The organism is Sphingoaurantiacus capsulatus, from assembly GCF_042648405.1.
Classification (GTDB): domain Bacteria; phylum Pseudomonadota; class Alphaproteobacteria; order Sphingomonadales; family Sphingomonadaceae; genus Sphingoaurantiacus; species Sphingoaurantiacus capsulatus.
The window spans coordinates 112,220-129,676 of sequence record NZ_JBHRXV010000003.1; the positions used below are offsets into that span (position 1 = coordinate 112,220).

A 17,457-nucleotide genomic window follows, 5' to 3' on the forward strand; every position below is an offset into this window, starting at 1 on the left:
AGCATGAGAGGTGATCAAACATGAGCCGCCCGCCCTCGACCGGCCGCTTCCTCGCCGCCTATGGCGCGGCGCTCGGCACCATGCTGGTGCTCGATGCGCTGTGGCTCGGCTTTGCGATCGACATGTTCCGCGCTGTGCTCGGCGATATGCTGCTTAGCGATATTCGCATCGCGCCAGCCGCGATCTTCTACTTTGGCTATGTCGCGCTGGTCACCGCCTTCGCGGTCGACTGGGCGACGCCGAACCTTGCCGCCGCCGCGCGCCGGGGCGCCGGGCTCGGCCTCATCGGCTACGGCACCTACGAGCTGACCAACTATGCGACGATGGTGCCGTGGACGGCGAAGCTGGTAGTTATCGACATGGCGTGGGGCGCTTTCGTCACCGCCGCCATCGCGACGATGGCGCAATTCGTGGCGACGAAGCGCTGACACGGTTCGTCGCATCGGTGCAACCGCGGGCATGGCTGCATCGAACCTAGAGTAACCGCGGATGGCTTTTTGGGGGCGTCAGTCAGTGATCGAACGGATTGCGGTCGTCGGATCGGGGATTTCGGGCCTGTCCGCCGCGTGGCTGCTGTCGCAGCGGCATGACGTGACGCTCTATGAGGCCGAGCCGCGGCTGGGCGGGCACACCAATACGCGGATCGTGAAGACGCGGCAGGGCGAGGTCGCGGTCGACACCGGCTTCATCGTGTTCAATCCGCCGAGCTATCCCAATCTCTGCGCGCTGTTCGATCATCTCGGCGTCGAGACCGACGACACCGCTATGACCTTCGGCGTGTCGATCGACCACGGCCGCTTCGAATATTCGGGCACCGATCTCGGCACCTTGTTCGCGCAACGCCGCAACCTGCTGAGCCCGCGCCACTGGGGGATGATCCGCGACATCCTGCGCTTCTACCGCGAGGCGCCGCGCCACGGGCCGGCGGCGGAGCAGCAGAGCCTCGGCGAATTCCTGAGCGCCGGCCGCTATGGCGCCGCCTTCCGCGACGATCATCTGTTGCCAATGGCAGCGGCGATCTGGTCCGGCCCGATCGACGAGATGATGGCGCTGCCCGCCGCCGCTTTCGTGCGCTTCTGTGACAATCATCAGTTGATGATCGCAGGCGACCGGCCGCCGTGGCGCACGGTGCGCGGGGGGAGCCAGAGCTACATCAATGCGCTGCTCGGCGAGGCGCGCTTTCATGTGCGGGGCCATTGCGCGGTGACGCGGGTGAAGCGCACCAGCGGCGGCGTGCTCGTGACCGACACGAGCGGCGAGGCGCATGTCTACGACGAGGTGGTGATGGCGACGCACGCCGACCAGGCGCTGAGGCTGCTTGCCGATCCCACGCCCCGCGAGCGCGAGCTGCTCGGCGCCTTCCGCTACAGCCGCAATCACGCGGTGCTGCACGACGACCCGGCGTTCATGCCGAAGCGGCGGTCGGTGTGGTCGGCGTGGAATTACCTCGGCGTTACCGATGACGGCGGCGCGCGGCAGCCGGTGTCGATCAGCTACTGGATGAACGCGCTGCAGCATCTGGCCTGCGACGACCTGTTCGTGACGCTCAACCCGACGACGCCGATCGCGCCGGCGCGCATCAAATACGCGACGACCTATGAGCATCCGGTGTTCGACCAAGCCGCGCTCGCCGCGCAGCGCGAGCATGCCGACATCCAGGGCATCGACCGGGTCTGGTACGCCGGCGCGCATCTGGGTGCGGGCTTCCACGAGGATGGGCTGCAGGCGGGGCTGGCCGTCGCCGAGGTGCTGGGCGGGGTGCAGCGGCCGTGGACGATCGAGAACGCCTCGGGGCGGGTGGCGCTCAATCCCCGCGAGATGCAGCCGATTGAGCCGGAGGTGTTCGCGGCGTGAGCGCCTCCCACCTCTCATCCTCCCCGGAACGGGGAGGGGGACCGCCGGAGGCGGTGGAGGGGTTCTCGGTGCCGTTACCCCTCCACCCTGCTCCGCAGGGTCCCCCTCCCCGTGCCGGGGAGGACACCTCGGTGCACCTCTACGATACCTGGCTGCGCCACGACCGCTTCGCGCCGACGCCGCACGGCTTTTCCTACCGGCTGCTGCTGCTCGCGATCGATCTCGCCGCGGCGGGCACGGGCAATTGGCTGTTCGGGCGCAACCGGCAGGCGCTGCTGGCCCTGCGCGACCGCGACCATCTCGACGGATCGGGCCGGCCGCTCGAGACGCAGGTCGCCGAGATTCTCGCCGCGCATGGCATCGAACATGACGGCGGCCGCATCCTGCTGCTGTGCCAGCCGCGGCTGCTTGGCCATGTCTTCAACCCGATCAGCGTCTATTACGTCCACCGCCGCGACGGCAGCTTGCAGGCGGTGCTGTACGAGGTGAACAACACCTTCGGGGAACGGCACTCCTACCTGTTTCCGGTCGAGGCGGACGCAGGCGACACCTTGCGCCACGGCTGCGAGAAAATGTTCCACGTCTCGCCCTTCATGTCGCTCGACCTCGCCTATGATTTCCGGGTGACGACGCCCAACGGCGCGGTGCGGCTCGATATCGACGTGCGGCAAGGCGAGACGCCGATGCTGACCGCCCGGCTGGCGGGGAAAGAACGGCCGTTCACCGCGGGCATGGTGCTGAAGCTGCTCGCCGCCGGGCGGCTGTTCCCGCTGAAAGTGCTGGGCGCGATCCATTGGGAGGCGATCCGGCTGTTCCGCAAGCGCGTCGGCTTCTGGCGCGCGCCGACACCGCCGGCGCAGGCGGTGACGATGACGCGGCGCGAAGCATGATCGACCGCCGGCTGTTCATCGCCGGCCTTGCCTGTGCCGCGCTGCCGGCCCGCGCCGCCCTGCCCGTTCCGCCGGCGCGCGTCCTCGCGTTCGATGTGATGCGCAAGGGCAAGAAGATCGGCGCGCACGGCCTGCGCTTCGAGACGAGCGGCGACGAGCTGCGCGTCATCATCGACGTCGCGCTCGACGTGTCGTTCGGGCCGATCAAGCTGTTCACCTATCGCCACAATGCGGTCGAGATCTGGCGCGGCGACGAGTGGGTGAGCGTGCAGGCGACGACGACCCAGAACGGCGAGAAGATGCTGGTGACCGGCCGCCGCACCGCCACGGGCGTTGCGGTCGACGGGCCGAAGGGCAAATTCGCGGCCCCCGCGAACACCTTGGCGGCGACGCACTGGAACCGCCGCATGCTCGACGGGCCGTTCCTCAACACGCAGACCGGCGAGGTGCAGCGCCCGAAGATCGAACGCCGCGGCGAGGTAATGATCGCGGCGCGGGGCGAACGCGTGATCCGCGCCGAGCATTTCGCGATGGCCGGCGAGGTGGTGCTCGACACCTACTATGACGCCGCGCCGAGCTGGGCCGGCCTGCGCTTCAAGGGCGGCGACGGATCGACGATCACCTACGAGCGGGTGTGATGAATCCCTCTCCCGCAAGCGGGCGAGGGGAAGTTCGGCCTTGGCTTTGCCGCCCGATCGCGCGATGGAGCGCGCCATGTCCGTCGCTTATCCGCCCGCCGATCCCGACGCCGTCGATCATGATCACTTCCGCCGCACCGCGCCCGTCGCGCTCGATATCGACGCGGTGCTCTGCGATCTCGTCGGCGGCTGCCGCCTCGCCTGCGCCGAGTTTCTCGGCGTCGCGCCCGAAGTGCTGTTCCTCGGCGAGAATTACTATGTCCCCTGGGAGCATCCCGACCCGGCGCTGACCGCGCGGCTCGCGCCGGTGATGGTCGAGATGTGGACCAAGGAGCAGACGATCCTCAGCGCCAAGCCGGTCGAAGGCGGCCTGGCGCTCGCGACGACGATCGCTAACGCCGGGCGCCTGAAGAGCTACATTACCCGCCGTCCGCCCGAGGTCGATTTCCTCACCGAGCGCTGGCTGCGTACCCATGGCTTCCCGCTCGACGGCGTCGAGCTGCACCATGTCGGCGGCACCAACGCCTGCAAATCGGTGACCGCCCGCGCGGTCGGCGCCACCCTGCTGATCGACGACAGCGTCAACGAGACGACCTCGGCGCTTGGCAACGGCATGCATGTCGTGATGGTTGCAATGAACTATAATCGCGCCGCGGCGGTTGAGCTGGCAGCGAAGTACGGCGACCGCTTCTTCGACGCCGCCGACACGACCGCGGCGCTGGCCGCCGTGATGCCGGAGGATGCGCGATGAGCGAGCCGATGACCGTCAATATCCCGCATCAGTTGGGCGCCGATGAGGCGCGGCAGCGCATCGCCAACGGCTTCGCGCGGACGGTCGGCAGCGTCCCCGGCGGCGCGCTGATCAAGCTGAACGAGCGCTGGGACGGCAACCGCATGATCTTCGAAGCGCGCGGGCTCGGCCAGACGGCGAGCGGCTTCATCGACGTTGCCGACACTGTCGTTACCTTGACCGTCACCCTGCCGCCGCTGCTCGCCGGCCTCGTCGACAAGCTGCGCGGGCGGGTGCGCGACGCCGGGCAGTTGCTGCTGCGTTGACGAGACGTATGGCGCGGCGCGGCTTCATCGCGGCGCTCGCCGCCGGACTGGCCTCGGCCTGCTCGCCGCTCGGCACCCTCAACGGCCTCAACAATCTGTCGCCCGGCGATCGCGGCGTGCGCAAGGCGGCGGGCGACGTGCCGTTCGGCGACGATCCGCGCCAGCGGCTCGACATCTACGCGCCCGTAAAGAGCGATACGCCGTTGCCGGTCATCGTCTTCTTCTACGGCGGCAGCTGGGCGAGCGGGTCGCGGGGCGGCTATGGCTTTGCCGCCAAGGCGTTCGCAGCGCGCGGTTTCACCGTCGTGGTGCCCGACTATCGGCTGGTGCCGCAGGTGCATTTTCCCGGATTCGTCGAGGATGGCGCGGCCGCGGTGGCGTGGACGATGGCGAACATCGGCCGCTATGGCGGCGACCCCGCGAAGGTGTCGCTCGTTGGTCATTCGGCGGGCGCCTATATCGCGATGATGCTGGCGCTCGACCCGCAATGGCTGCACGCGGCGGGGAGCGATCCGGCGAGGCTGCGCGCGGTGGCCGGGCTGGCTGGCCCCTATGATTTCGTGCCCTTCGACGTGGCGGCGACACGCAATGCGTTCGGCAAGGCGGCAGACCCGGCGACGACGCAGCCGATCAGCTTCGCGCGCGGCGACGCACCGCCGCTGTTCCTCGCGACCGGGACGGAGGACACCATGGTCCTGCCGCGCAACAGCCGGAAGCTGGCGAAGGCGGTCGAGGCGGCGGGCGGCAAGGCGATTCTGCGCGAGTATCCCGAGCTTGGGCATGTCGGCATCGTCGTGACGCTGTCGAAGCCGTTCCGTGGAAGGGCGCCGGTGCTGCGGGATGTGGTGGAGTTCCTGAAAGCACATTAGCCCCTCGCCCGCCTGCGGGAGAGGGAGGGACCCGCCGCGAAGCGGTGGGAGGGTGAGGGTGGCCGGCGGCCGAAGGGCTCGCTCACGCTCGCACACCCTCACCTAACCTCTCCCGCAAGCGGGAGAGGGATTGCGTTGGGGCTAATCGCCCATCAGCGCTAGGAGCGCGAAGGTGGCGAGCCAGTGTTCGCCCATATAGTCGCCCGCGACATGCGGGAGGCTGGCGGCGATGTGGCGGTCGGCGGCGTCGAGCGCGGCGGCGCGAACGCCGGAATCGCTGACCGATCCGGCAACGGTTTTCCAGCACCAGGCGCGGCTGAGGTTGAGACCGTCGAGGTGGACGATTTTGCCGTCGCTGCGGTCGCTGACCACCGCAGGCGTGAACAGCGACGCCGGCTGCTGCTGCGCGGCGCGCGGCAGGAAGTTCGCGAACCAGTCTTCGAACTCGTCGCCGAGGACGCGTTGCATCAGCCGCACCTCGCAGAGCGCCGAGGACAGGAACTCGTCACCGCCGGGTTCCCATGCCTGACAGTCGCGGTCGCCGGTAAACCATGCGCGGGCGCGCTCGCCGATCAGCGCCCGCAGCGCCGGATCATGCGTCGCCGCCCAGTCGTCGGCGAGCGTCAACGCGAAGCTGGTGTTGAAATGGGTGCCGACGCGGATCGCATAGGTGAGCTTTGGCAGGAAGGCGTGGAAGCGCGCGGCGAAGGCGCGGGCCAGCGGCTCGAGCGCGGCCACCCAGGGCGCGTCATGCTGCGCGGCCTCGGCGTGCAGCTTGAGCAGCCAGCCCCAGCCGTAAGGACGCTCGAACCCGGCTGCGGTCGGCCGCGCCAGATAGGCGACTTCGCCCGCGACCTTTTCCGGCACCATCATCTCGTCGGCGAGCGCGCGGATCGCGCCGGCTTCCGGCAGGTCGGGATATTCGCGCAGCAGGCGCAGCAGCAGCCAAAAGCCGTGGACGCAGCTGTGCCAGTCGAAGCTGCCGTGGAAAATCGGATGCAGCTCGCTCGGCCGCTTCGCATCCTCCGGCCCGGCCAGCACATGATCGGGCTTGTAGGGATACTCGCGGCGGACGTGGCCGAGCGCGAGGGCGGCGAACTTCGAGGCGAGTTCGGGCGTGAGCATCAGAACGCCAGCCAGTACATGAGGAGGGTGTTGGCGAGGAGCAGCGGCAGCGCGGTGCCGATCTGCGCGCGGATGACGCCGTAGCGGTCCTTCAGGTCAAGGAGGGCGGCCGGCACGATGTTGAAGTTGGCGGCCATCGGGGTCATCAGCGTGCCGCAGAAACCCGCAAGCATGCCGATCGCCGAGACGATTGCCGGATCGCCACCGAACTGGCGGACGACGAGCGGCAGGCCGACTGCGGCGGTCATCACCGGGAAGGCCGCGAAGGCGTTGCCCATCACCATGGTGAACAGCGCCATGCCGACGGTGTAGGCAGCCACCGCCGCCAGCCGGTTGCCATCGGGAATGACGCCGCCGACGAGATCGCCGACCACCACGCCGACGCCCGCCAGCGCGAACACGGCGCCAAGGGCGGCCAGCATCTGCGGCAGCACCGCCGCCCATCCCACCGAGTCGATCAGGCGGCGGCCTTCCTGCAGCGGCGCCAGCAGCGGCGGGCGCAGCCAGCTCATCGCCGCAGCCAGCGCCAACAGCACGCCGAAGCCGAGCGAGATCAGGGTGATCTGCTTGGGGTCCATCAACGGCTGGCCGCCGACGGTCAGGTCGGCGAGCAGCAGGGTACCGGCGAGCGCGGTGAACGGGATGATCAGCGCCGGCAGGAACAGCTTGTTGCCGCGCCGCATCGCCTCCTCGCGCCGCGCCTCGACGCTGGTCGTGGTGGGCGAGCCCTTGCCCAGCGCGCCGAAGCCGGCAAGCGCGACGAGGCCCATAACGAGGATGCCGTTGCCGAGGTCGCCGAGCAGGTCGCCGGCCAGGAAGCTCACTGCCAGCAACCCCCAGAAGGCCGCGTTGCCGAGGCGCTTCGGATTGGTGCGATCGACCGCCGACAGGCCGGCAAAGGCCGCGAAGACGAGGCCGGCGAGCGTATAGACGAAGGCGAGCGTGATCATCGCACCGCCCTCGCCTTCGTCGTCTGGGTGAGCTTACGGTCGAGCAGCAGCAAGCGTCCGCCGTGGATGAGGAAGGCGACGATCGCGGTCGGGATCGCCCATACCGACAGCGACAGCGGCGTGACGATGATGCCGTTCGATTCAAGGAAGCCCTTGATCAGCAGGATCGAGGACATGGCGATGAAGATATCCTCGCCGAAGAACACCCCGACATTGTCGGTGGCGGCGGCATAGGCCTTCACTTCGTCGCGGGTCTCGTCGGAGATCTCGCCGTGCTTGTTCTCGGCGGCGGCCTCGGTCATCGGCGCGACCAGCGGGCGGACGGTCTGCGCATGGCCGGCGATCGAATAGAGACCGATCGCGGCGGTGACCTGGCGGAACAGCAGATAGGCGACGAGCAGCCGGCCGACGGTCGCCGCCTTCACCTGCCCGATCAGCAGCCGCGCGCGCTCCTGCAGGCCGTGCCGTTCGAGGAGGCCGATAACCGGCAGCACGATCCAGATGATCGAGACGTAGCGGTTGTCGTTGAACGCCTTGCCGAACGCCGCGACGATGGTCAGCAGATCGAGCCCGCCGGCAAAGCCGGTGACGAGCGCGGCGACGGTGACGACGAGCAGCGGATTGAGGCGCAGCAGGAAGCCGAGCACGACGACGGCGATGCCGGAAAGAACGAGCAAGCGAATACCCCCCGAAGAATCGGAAGGCGCATCTTCGGCACGGCCGCCGAAATGTCCACCGATGAAGCCGTTGCAAACTGCGGCTGTCAGGTCCGCGGTTTCGCCATGGCGCCGATCCAGCGGTCGACATCTGCATCTACAGCGTCGAGCGGGCGCGGGCCGGCGTCGAGCACCATTTTGTGGAAGCGGCGGATATCGAAGGCCTTGCCGAGCACGCGTTCCGCCCGCGCGCGCGCTTTGCGGAGGCGATCGGCGCCGAGCATGTAGGACAATGACTGGCCCGGGAGCGCGAGGTAGCGGTCCACCTCCACCGCGATTTCGGTATCGGACAGCAGTGTGTTGGCGCGCATGAAATCGATCGCCTGCGCGCGTGTCCAGCCGCGGACATGCAGCCCGGGCTCCACGATCAGGCGGCTCGCCGCCCACATATGCTTGGCGTGAAGCCCGAGCCGGTCGCGCGGGGTGGCGTAGAGGCCCGCCTCGTCGGCGAGATATTCGGCGTAGATCGCCCAGCCTTCGATGAAGCCCGAGTTAAAACTGCCGGCGCTGCGCTGCGCGGCGAAGGCGAGATGGTGGCCGGGGAAGGTCTCGTGAAAGGCGATGACCTCGGCCATCAGCCGCCGCTCCTCGGGGCGGGACAGGTTGACGACATAAGCGGCGGGCGCGCTGTCGGTCGCGGGGCGGTAGACGCCGGCGACGGCGTCAGCCTCAAGCGCGGGCGCGAAGGGCTCGACGACGATCGGCGGCAGCGGCTTGTCGAGGTGGAAGAAGCGCGGCGTGGCGGCACGGCCACGCGAGAGAGCGCCTTCGGTGACCTTCAGCAATTCCTCGCGCGTGGCGCCGGGGGTGCCGCGGCGAAGCTCGGCGAGCAGCGTGGGGAGGTCGGCTTCGCTGACGCCCGCCGCCTTCGCCAGATCGGCGCGGGCCTCGGCGAGCAGGCGGTGGCCGCTGGCCTCGATCTCCTCGGGCGGGAGGGTGAGCGTCGTCCATTGCGTCACCGCCTCGCCGAAGCAGGTGCGCGCCTCCGGGCGGCCAGCGAAGCTGCTCGCGCGCGGGGCCTTGGGGCGATAGTCGCGCTCGAGGAAATCGATGTAGGCCGCAAGTGCCGGGCGCAGGTCTCGGTCGAGCAGCGCGCGCCAGGCCGGGTCCGTGGCGAGCGGCGAGGCCGCCAGTTGATCGTCGAGCGCGCGTACCTGTGACAGCACCCGATCGATCACCGGCGCCGGGGCGATACGCCCCTCGGCGAGGCCTTGCCGCAGTCCCGCGATGTCGGCGCGCACTTCGGTCGCGAGCGCGCGCCATTCGGCCAGCGCCGCGGCCTGTTGCGTGGCGGGCGCGGCGGCGAGCGTACGCAGCGCCTGCGCGCGCTGGAGCTGCCAGCCGAAGATCGGATTGATCTGCGCAAGCCCGGTGTCGCAGGCCGGGGTTGGTGCGGGCGCCGACTGGGTCAGCGCGACCGCCGGCAGCAGCGCCACGCCGAGCGCGAGGGCGATCAGGCGCGGGCGCATGTCAGCCCTTCGCCGGGAAGCGCGTCGCCACCGCGGGCTCGCGCATCGTCGCTTCGATCCAGTCGCCGAAAAGCGGGATCAGATCGGAGTTGAACGCCGGGCGCGGGCGGTTCGCGGTGGGGGCCCGGCCTGCGCGCACCTCGGCCATGCTGCCGTCGATCGTCATGCCGTGGCCGGTGCGCGGCACCTCGACGAAGCGGGCGGTGCCGGGGCGCCAGTGGTTGACCATGTCGGCGATCAGCTGGTGGTCGCGATTGTCGATCGCGGCGACGTCGCCCTCGCCGTAGACCGACAGGACGTTCGAGCGCGTGTCGCGCCACGCCGTCACCAGCCGCTGCTTCGCGAGGCCCTGCCAGAAGCTGTAGTGGCGCGCCATGATCTGGTCGCCGCCGTCCCATTGCAGCAGTTCGCGCAGCAGCTTGGCATATTCTGGGTTCGCCGCCGCCAGCGCAGCCGGCGTCCGACCTTCGAGCAGCAGCGCGCGGAACAGCGGGCGCAGCTTTTCCGATCCCGTTTCGCCGTCGACCGGATCGGCGCCGCCGCCGGTGAAGCCCTGGATGCGGAAGATGTCGAACATATAGTCGTGCCAGTTGCGCAGCACGGTGCCGTAGACGGCCACGCCGCGCGGCGCGGCGACTTTTGCCGCGAGCAGCGGTGCCTCGACCCCGCCCATCGAGTGACCGAGCATGAAGATGCGGTCGGGCGCGATGCCGTGCTTTTCCATCAGCGCGCGATAGCCGGTCTCGAAGCCGGCCATCTCCGCATCGAAGTCGCCGGTACGGCAGCTCGGGCCGCCGCGGCTGTCGCCGGCTTGCGCTTTTTCGATGCGATAGACGCTGATGCCGCGCGCCAGCAGGCCGTCGAACAGCAGCCGGTGCGGGCTGTCCTCGCGCGTCGTTTCGAAGGAATCGCAGGTGTAGCCCTGGATGAGGAACAGCACCGGGCCCTTGGCGCCGCCCGGCGGAGCCACCATCACCTCGCGCAGCAGGCCGCCGCGGAACGGGACGGCGCCATAGTGCGCGGTGCCGTTGCGGTAGCTCTCCAGCGGGCGGCCGACCGACGTGGTGGTCAGCACCTGTCGCTTGCCTGCGCGCCAGACGGTCGCGCGTACCGGCTTGCTGGCCTCGATCTTCGACGCGGCCGCCGCGAAGGCGCCCATGTCGGCGATCTCCATGCCGTTGATCTCGGTAACGATGTCGCCGGCCTTGAGGCCCAGCTTCGCACCGGTCAGCCCGGCGGCGATGGTGTCGGCTCGAACGCCCGTGCTGCCGTCGCTTGCCGGCTGCGGCGTACCTGAGACGCCGAACACCGTGGTGCGTGGCAGCTCGCCCGTCGGGGGGGCGGCGCCGGCAAGCAGCAGGGCGGCGGACAGGAGCAGGAGGCGGCGATGCATGAGGTAGGTCCCGGCAAGGTTGCGACGCCTTGCCCTAGCACCGGGGGTCTCGCGCTTCCTTGTCCGTACTTGCGAAAAGTCTATGAGCGGGACGATGGCCCACCGACCCCAGCCGATGACCGACTATGTCGACCTGCGCGCGCACCGCGACCGCGTGGTGCCGGCGTCGTCGCGGGCACGCGTGATCCTGTCGCGGCTGCCGCGGGGCGCCTCGCCGCTCGGGCATGGGCCGCTGTCGCTGAAATTCGTTCTCGACGGCGAGGAGCGCTACACGATCGGCGCGCGCACCTACCGCATCACCAGCGGCCAGATGCTGATCGTCGATTCAAGCCGGGCGGGCGAGGCGTCGCTGCTGACGGGCGCGACAGGGCTCTGCCTCTACCTGCCCCAGGTCGCGAACCTGCCCGAGGACGCCGCCGAACTGATTGGCGACGGGCCGGTGACCTTGGCCGCCGCGAACAACCCGCTCGGCGCGCTGCTGACCGCCGCCGCGCGGCGGCTGGCGCGCGACCCCGACGCCGGCCCGGCGCTTGCCGATCGCATCGCCTATCGCGCCGCCGAGCGGCTGGGCCAGCTGATCGCCGAGGGCGAAGCGCGGCTGGGACGGCTCGATGTGATGCGCACCGGCACGCGGCGCGAATTGCTTCGCCGGGTCGAGATCGCCCGCGCCTGGCTTCATGCCCACGCCGATCGGGCGGTGACGCTCGGCGAACTGGCGCAGGCAGCGGGCGCCTCCCCCTTCCACCTCGCCCGCGCCTTTGCCGCCGTGCATGGCGACGCGCCGATCGCCTACCACCGCAATCTGCGCCTCGACGCGGTGGCGACCGAGCTGCGCCGCGGCATCACCAATGCCGCCGCCGCCGCGCTCGGCCTGGGCTTCGCCGACCAGTCGGGCTTCACCCGCGCGTTCAAGCGCCGCCACGGTGTCACACCGGGTTCGCTCACTCGCTGAGAGCCCGCGACAGCTTGCAAGCTGTACGGAGTCGCGGCGCGGGAGTAGGTTGCGGTCATGACCGTCAGCGCTTTCGACCTGTTCAAGCCGGGCGTCGGCCCCTCCTCGTCGCACACGATGGGTCCGATGACGGCCGGCCTGCGCTTCGTGCGCGGCCTCGCCGACAGCGGCACCTTGGGCAGCGTGCAGCGCGTCGAGGTCGAGCTAATGGGCTCGCTCGCCGCGACCGGCGTCGGGCACAGTACCGACGTGGCGGTGCAGGCGGGCCTCGCCGGCTTCGACCCGGCGACGGTGGATTCGGACTCGATCGACGCGCTGATCGCCGCGATCGGTGCCGACCGGCAGATCATGCTCGGCGGCCGACAGATGGTGCCGTTCGATCCCGGCGCCGACATCATCTGGACGAAGACCGCACACCCGAAGCACGCCAACGCGCTGCGCTTCACAGCGCTCGACGGGCCGCAGAGCGTGCTCGAGCGGCGGCTGTATTTCTCGGTCGGCGGCGGCTTCGTGCTCGACGAGGCGGAGATGAACGCGCCGGCGGCGAGCCTCGGTCGCGAGACGCCGTTGCCGCACCCGTTCGCCTCGGCGGGACAGTTGCTGGCGCAGGCGGAGATTGCCGGCCTGACCATCGCCGAGCTGATGCGCGCGAACGAGCGCATGCATCGCAGCGACGCCGAGATCGACGCTGGGCTCGATCGCATCTGGGCGCGCATGGACGCCTGCATCCGGCGCGGACTGCTGCGGGACGGCATCCTGCCGGGCGGGCTCAAGGTGCCGCGTCGCGCCAAACGCATCTACGAGGCGTTGCGCGCCAAGCCAGAGGCGCTGATCGCCGATCCGTTGGCGGCGATGGATTTCGTCAACGTCTGGGCGCTGGCGGTGAACGAGGAGAATGCCGCAGGCGGCGCCGTCGTCACCGCGCCGACCAATGGCGCGGCCGGCATCATCCCGGCGGTCATCACTTATTACCGAACTTTTCGCGGCGGCACCCCGGCGGGCATCCGCGACTTCCTGCTGACCGCCGCGGCGATCGGCGCGCTCTACAAGCGCAACGCCTCGATCTCGGGCGCGGAGGTCGGCTGCCAGGGCGAGGTCGGCGTCGCCTGCTCGATGGCGGCCGCGGGGCTTACCGCGGCGCTCGGCGGTACAAATGCACAGATCGAGAATGCCGCCGAGATCGGCATGGAGCACAATCTCGGCCTCACCTGCGACCCGATCGGCGGGCTGGTGCAGATCCCCTGCATCGAGCGCAACGCGATGGGCGCGATCAAGGCGATCGACGCCTCGCGCCTCGCGCTGACGGGCGACGGCGTCCACCATGTCAGCCTCGACAAGGTGATCGCCACGATGCGCGCCACCGGCGCTGACATGCATTCACGCTACAAGGAGACCAGCGAAGGCGGTCTCGCGGTGAATGTGGTCGAGTGCTGATCTACCTCAGCAGCGCAACGGCGTCTTCGTAGGAACCCAGCACGCGATCTTCGAGCGCGGTGTCGCCATATTCGACGACCTCGGTGATCTTTCCGTCGCGGAAGCGGAAGATGAAGCAATAATCGTTGGCGTAGCGCGCGCCGTCGATGGTCGTCACGTCGCCCTTCACCTCGGCCACCACGGTATCGCCTTCACCGATAAGGCTGACGAGCTGTGCGGTGTAGGGCGTGGCGAAGCGGGCGAACAGCGGCCGGAAGAGGTCGCGATTGACGCTGTCGAGGCCCTCGAAGCGGCGCGACCAGCTTGCCTGGCCGGGCAGGCGCCAAACACAATCCTCGTGCAGCGATGCGGCGAACAGCGTGCCGTCACCCTTCGCCATCGCCTCATAGATGCGCCGGACGATGTCCTTGTTGGTCTCGCTGCTCATCGCGCCTCTCCGTAGCCGCCGCCGCCGGGGGTCTCGATGACGAAGGTGTCGCCTTCCGCCATCTCGACCGCCGCCGTCGCGCCATAGGTCTCGACCCGGCCGTCCTGCCGCTCGACGCGGTTGATGCCGAGCGCGCCCGAGGCGCCACCCTCCAGCCCGAACGGCGGCACGCGGCGACGATTGGAGAGAATACCCGCGGTCATTGCTTCGCGGAAGCGGACACGGCGCACCACGCCGTCGCCGCCGTGCCACTGACCGTCCCCGCCCGAGCCGCGGCGCAGGCGGAATTCGTCGAGGATCACCGGGAAGCGGGTTTCGAGCACCTCGGGATCGGTCAGGCGGCTGTTGGTCATGTGCGTCTGCACGCCGCTGGCGCCATCGAAACCCGGCCCGGCGCCGGCGCCGCCGGCGATCGTCTCATAATATTGGTGGCGATCGTTGCCGAAGGTGAAGTTGTTCATCGTGCCCTGCGCGCCCGCCATTGCGCCCAGCGCGCCGAAGATCGCGTCGGTGATCACCTGGCTGGTCTCGACGTTGCCGGCGACCACCGCCGCCGGGTAGCGCGGGTTGAGCATCGAGCCTTCGGGGACGATCAGCTCGATCGGCTTCATGCAGCCGTCGTTCATCGGAATGTCGTCGTCGACGAGGCAGCGGAAGGCATAGAGCACGGCGGCGCGGCACACCGACAGCGGCGCGTTATAATTGTTGCCGAGCTGCGCGCTGGTGCCGGTGAAATCGACCTTCGCGCGGCGGTTGGCCCGGTCGACGGTGATGGCGACCCGCACGGTGGCGCCGTCGTCCATCTCATAGGCGAAGGCGCCGTCCGACAGCCGGTCGATGACGCGGCGCACCGACTCCTCGGCATTATCCTGCACATGGCCCATGTAGGCGGCGACGGTGCCGCCGCCGAACTCGCCGACCATGCGGCGGAGCTCGTCGGCGCCCTTGGTGCAGGCGGCGACCTGCGCCTTCAGGTCGGCGATATTCTGGTCCGGATTGCGCGCCGGCCAGCGGCCCGCCGACAGGGTGGCGCGCACCTCATCCTCAAGGAAGCGGCCGGCGTCGACCAGCAGCACATTGTCGAGCAGCACGCCCTCCTCCTCGACGGTGCGACTGTCAGGTGGCATCGACCCCGGCGTGATGCCGCCGATGTCGGCCTGGTGGCCGCGCGCCGCGACGTAGAACATCGGCGCGGCATCCTGCGGTGTCTCGAAAACGGGCATGATGACGGTGACGTCGGGCAGGTGGGTGCCGCCATTGTAGGGCGCGTTTAGCATGTAGACGTCGCCGGCGCGGATGCCGCAGCCGTCGGCACTGTCGGCGCGCGCGGTGATGATGGCGCGGATGCTGTCGCCCATCGAGCCGAGGTGCACCGGCATGTGCGGCGCGTTGGCGATGAGGTTGCCGCCCCGGTCGAAGATCGCGCAGGAGAAGTCGAGCCGCTCCTTGATGTTCACCGAGTAGGCGGTGTTCTGGAGCGCGACGCCCATCTGCTCGGCGATCGCCATGAACAGATTGTTGAAGATCTCCAGCATCACCGGATCTGCCTCGGTGCCGATCGCGCTACGCGACGGGCGGGCGACGACGCGGTCGAGCATGAGGTTGCCGAACGGATCGACGCTTGCGCGCCAGCCGGGCTCGATGATCGTCGTCGAGGACGCGTCGGTGATGATCGCCGGGCCATCGACGATCGCGCCGGCGCCGAGGCGGGCGCGCTCATAGACCGGCGTCGAATGGCCGGTGCCGGCGAAATGCACGTCGACGGTAGCCGAGGGGTCGGCCGCGCCGCCTTCAGGCAGCGGCAGACTGGCCTCGTTAGCGTGCGACGTGCCGATCGCCTCGACGAGCAGCGCGTCGATGACCAGCGGCTTCTCGCTGGCGACGAAGCCGAAGCGGCTGCGGTGCAGCACCTCGAATTCCTCACGCATCGCGGCGGCATCGGCGACGGCGATTTCGAGCGGCGTGTCGGTGCCGGCATATTTGACCAGCGCGCGGCGCAGGATTTCGACACCGCGGATCGGCACCCCCTGCCCGCGCAGCACAGCTTCGGCCGCCACCGTCAGCTCAGTCGCCTTGCCGTCGACCGCGCGCATCGCGCCGTCGGCGAGCGGCAGGTTAAGCGTCGCCTCACGCAGCACGCGCAGATCAGCGAGGCCGATGCCGTAGGCGGAGAGCACGCCGGCGAGCGGGTGGATCATTACCTTGTCCATGCCGAGCGCGTCGGCGACGAGGCAGGCATGCTGGCCTCCGGCGCCGCCGAAGCAGGCGAGCGTATAGCGGGTGACGTCGTAACCGCGCTGCACCGAGATCTGCTTGATGGCGTTGGCCATGTTCTCGACGGCGATGGTCAGGAAGCCCTTGGCGATTGCCTCCGGCGCCGGGCGCTTGCCCGTCGCCGACGCGACCTCAGCAGCCAGCTCGTCGAAGCGGCGGCGGACGATGTCGGCGTCGATCGGCTGGTCGCCGCCGGGGCCGAAGACCTGCGGGAACAGCGACGGCTGCAGCTTGCCCAGCATGACATTGCAATCGGTGACGGTGAGCGGCCCGCCCTTGCGGTAGCACGCCGGGCCCGGATCGGCACCCGCCGACTCCGGCCCGACGCGGAAACGTGCGCCGTCGAAACGGCAGATCGAACCGCCGCCCGCCGCCACGGTGTGAATGAGCATCATCGGCGCGCGGACGCGCACGCCCGCCACCATCGTCTCATGCGTGCGCTCGTAGGCGCCGGCATAGTGCGACACGTCGGTCGAGGTGCCGCCCATGTCGAAGCCGATGATCCGGTCGCGGCCCGCCTGCCCGGCCGTTTTCGCCATGCCGACGATGCCGCCCGCCGGGCCGGACAGGATCGCGTCCTTGCCCTGGAAGGCGCGCGCGTCGACGAGGCCGCCGTTCGACTGCATGAACATCAGGCGCGTGCCTGCCGGTAGCTCGCCCGCCACCTTGTCGACATAGGCGCGCAGCACCGGCGACAGATAGGCATCGACGACGCTGGTATCGCCGCGGCCGACCAGCTTGATCAGCGCGCCAACCTCGTGGCTGACCGAGACCTGCGTAAAGCCGATGTCGCGGGCGATGGCGGCCACAGTGCTCTCGTGCGCGGTGTGGCGGTAACCGTGCATCAGCACGACGGCGACGGCGCGATAACCGGCGTCGAACGCCGCCTGCAGGTCGGTGCGGGTCTTCGCTTCGTTGAGCGGGCGCAGCACCTGGCCCTCGGCGGTCACCCGCTCGTCGATCTCGACCACGCGCTCGTAGAGCGGCTCGGGCAGCTTGATCGCGCGCTCGAACAGCTTCGGGCGGGCCTGATAGCCGATGCGCAGCGCGTCGGCGAAGCCGCCGGTGATTGCGAGCAAGGTCGGCGCGCCCTTGCGCTCGAGGAGCGCGTTGGTGGCGACCGTGGTGCCCATCTTGATCGCCTCGATCGGCGCGTCGTCACCCGCCATCAGCGCGCGGATGCCGGCGACCGCCGCATCGCGATAGCGTTCGGGATTCTCCGAGAGCAGCTTGTGGGTGACGATCGTCCCGTCTGGGCGGCGCGCCACGATGTCGGTGAAAGTGCCGCCGCGGTCGATCCAGAATTGCCAGCCTGCCTGTGTCATGGGCGACCTTATGGCGGCGGAAATTTTGTGCGGCTAGACGGCAGGCATCCGCAACGTCAGATTGCATGAAAAGCAATGGGGAGGA

Annotated in this window: 16 protein-coding genes; 9 read left to right on the forward strand and 7 right to left on the reverse strand. The window is 69.4% G+C overall.

Annotated features, from left to right (window positions below; genetic code table 11):
• Positions 1 to 20: 20 nt before the first annotated feature.
• The 7 genes from ACFOMD_RS03855 (at position 21) to ACFOMD_RS03885 (ending at position 5,307) form a co-directional block, all read left to right on the forward strand.
• On the forward strand, positions 21 to 428 hold the full coding sequence (locus ACFOMD_RS03855) for a DUF2177 family protein (protein ID WP_380857111.1): 408 nt from the start codon (positions 21 to 23) through the stop codon (positions 426 to 428).
• Between the two features lie 85 nt (positions 429 to 513).
• Positions 514 to 1,854, forward strand: a complete 1,341-nt coding sequence (locus ACFOMD_RS03860) for an NAD(P)/FAD-dependent oxidoreductase (RefSeq protein ID WP_380857113.1) — start codon at positions 514 to 516, stop codon at positions 1,852 to 1,854.
• 131 nt (positions 1,855 to 1,985) lie between these two features.
• Positions 1,986 to 2,744, forward strand: a complete 759-nt coding sequence (locus tag ACFOMD_RS03865) for a DUF1365 domain-containing protein (protein WP_380857115.1) — start codon at positions 1,986 to 1,988, stop codon at positions 2,742 to 2,744.
• On the forward strand, positions 2,741 to 3,382 hold the full coding sequence (locus tag ACFOMD_RS03870; protein ID WP_380857118.1) for a DUF6134 family protein: 642 nt from the start codon (positions 2,741 to 2,743) through the stop codon (positions 3,380 to 3,382). Before ACFOMD_RS03865 ends, ACFOMD_RS03870 begins: the two co-directional genes overlap by 4 nt.
• Positions 3,383 to 3,458: 76 nt before the next feature.
• Complete coding sequence (locus tag ACFOMD_RS03875) at positions 3,459 to 4,133, forward strand: hypothetical protein (protein WP_380857121.1); 675 nt, start codon at positions 3,459 to 3,461, stop codon at positions 4,131 to 4,133.
• Positions 4,130 to 4,438, forward strand: a complete 309-nt coding sequence (locus tag ACFOMD_RS03880) for a polyhydroxyalkanoic acid system family protein (protein ID WP_380857124.1) — start codon at positions 4,130 to 4,132, stop codon at positions 4,436 to 4,438. Before ACFOMD_RS03875 ends, ACFOMD_RS03880 begins: the two co-directional genes overlap by 4 nt.
• A complete protein-coding gene (locus tag ACFOMD_RS03885) occupies positions 4,435 to 5,307 on the forward strand; it encodes an alpha/beta hydrolase (protein ID WP_380857127.1) in 873 nt (290 codons plus the stop codon). Before ACFOMD_RS03880 ends, ACFOMD_RS03885 begins: the two co-directional genes overlap by 4 nt.
• 141 nt (positions 5,308 to 5,448) lie before the next feature.
• Here ACFOMD_RS03885 and ACFOMD_RS03890 read toward each other — a convergent pair whose 3' ends face one another.
• The 5 genes from ACFOMD_RS03890 to ACFOMD_RS03910 form a co-directional block, all read right to left on the reverse strand.
• Complete coding sequence (locus ACFOMD_RS03890; RefSeq protein ID WP_380857130.1) at positions 5,449 to 6,432, reverse strand: DUF2891 domain-containing protein; 984 nt, start codon at positions 6,430 to 6,432, stop codon at positions 5,449 to 5,451.
• Positions 6,432 to 7,382 carry a DUF979 domain-containing protein gene (locus ACFOMD_RS03895; RefSeq protein WP_380857133.1) on the reverse strand — a complete coding sequence of 317 codons (951 nt, stop codon included), beginning with the start codon at positions 7,380 to 7,382 and terminating at the stop codon, positions 6,432 to 6,434. The genes ACFOMD_RS03890 and ACFOMD_RS03895 overlap by 1 nt, the downstream gene beginning before the upstream one ends.
• Positions 7,379 to 8,059 (reverse strand): DUF969 domain-containing protein, encoded by a 681-nt coding sequence (locus ACFOMD_RS03900; protein ID WP_380857136.1) that lies wholly within the window; start codon positions 8,057 to 8,059, stop codon positions 7,379 to 7,381. The genes ACFOMD_RS03895 and ACFOMD_RS03900 overlap by 4 nt, the downstream gene beginning before the upstream one ends.
• A gap of 86 nt (positions 8,060 to 8,145) precedes the next feature.
• Entirely contained in the window at positions 8,146 to 9,567 is a 1,422-nt protein-coding gene (locus ACFOMD_RS03905; protein WP_380857139.1) for a DUF885 domain-containing protein, read from the reverse strand.
• A 1-nt stretch (position 9,568) separates the two neighbouring features.
• On the reverse strand, positions 9,569 to 10,960 hold the full coding sequence (locus ACFOMD_RS03910) for an alpha/beta fold hydrolase (RefSeq protein ID WP_380857142.1): 1,392 nt from the start codon (positions 10,958 to 10,960) through the stop codon (positions 9,569 to 9,571).
• A 94-nt stretch (positions 10,961 to 11,054) separates the two neighbouring features.
• Between ACFOMD_RS03910 and ACFOMD_RS03915 the strand changes: the two genes are divergently transcribed.
• Entirely contained in the window at positions 11,055 to 11,912 is an 858-nt protein-coding gene (locus tag ACFOMD_RS03915; protein WP_380857145.1) for a helix-turn-helix domain-containing protein, read from the forward strand.
• A 57-nt stretch (positions 11,913 to 11,969) separates the two neighbouring features.
• Positions 11,970 to 13,346, forward strand: a complete 1,377-nt coding sequence (locus ACFOMD_RS03920; protein ID WP_380857148.1) for an L-serine ammonia-lyase — start codon at positions 11,970 to 11,972, stop codon at positions 13,344 to 13,346.
• Position 13,347: 1 nt separating this feature from the next.
• Here ACFOMD_RS03920 and ACFOMD_RS03925 read toward each other — a convergent pair whose 3' ends face one another.
• Positions 13,348 to 13,773, reverse strand: a complete 426-nt coding sequence (locus tag ACFOMD_RS03925) for a nuclear transport factor 2 family protein (protein ID WP_380857151.1) — start codon at positions 13,771 to 13,773, stop codon at positions 13,348 to 13,350.
• The gene (locus tag ACFOMD_RS03930; protein ID WP_380857154.1) at positions 13,770 to 17,372 is read right to left on the reverse strand and encodes a hydantoinase B/oxoprolinase family protein; all 3,603 of its coding nucleotides are present in this window, start codon (positions 17,370 to 17,372) and stop codon (positions 13,770 to 13,772) included. Before ACFOMD_RS03930 ends, ACFOMD_RS03925 begins: the two co-directional genes overlap by 4 nt.
• Positions 17,373 to 17,457: the final 85 nt, after the last annotated feature.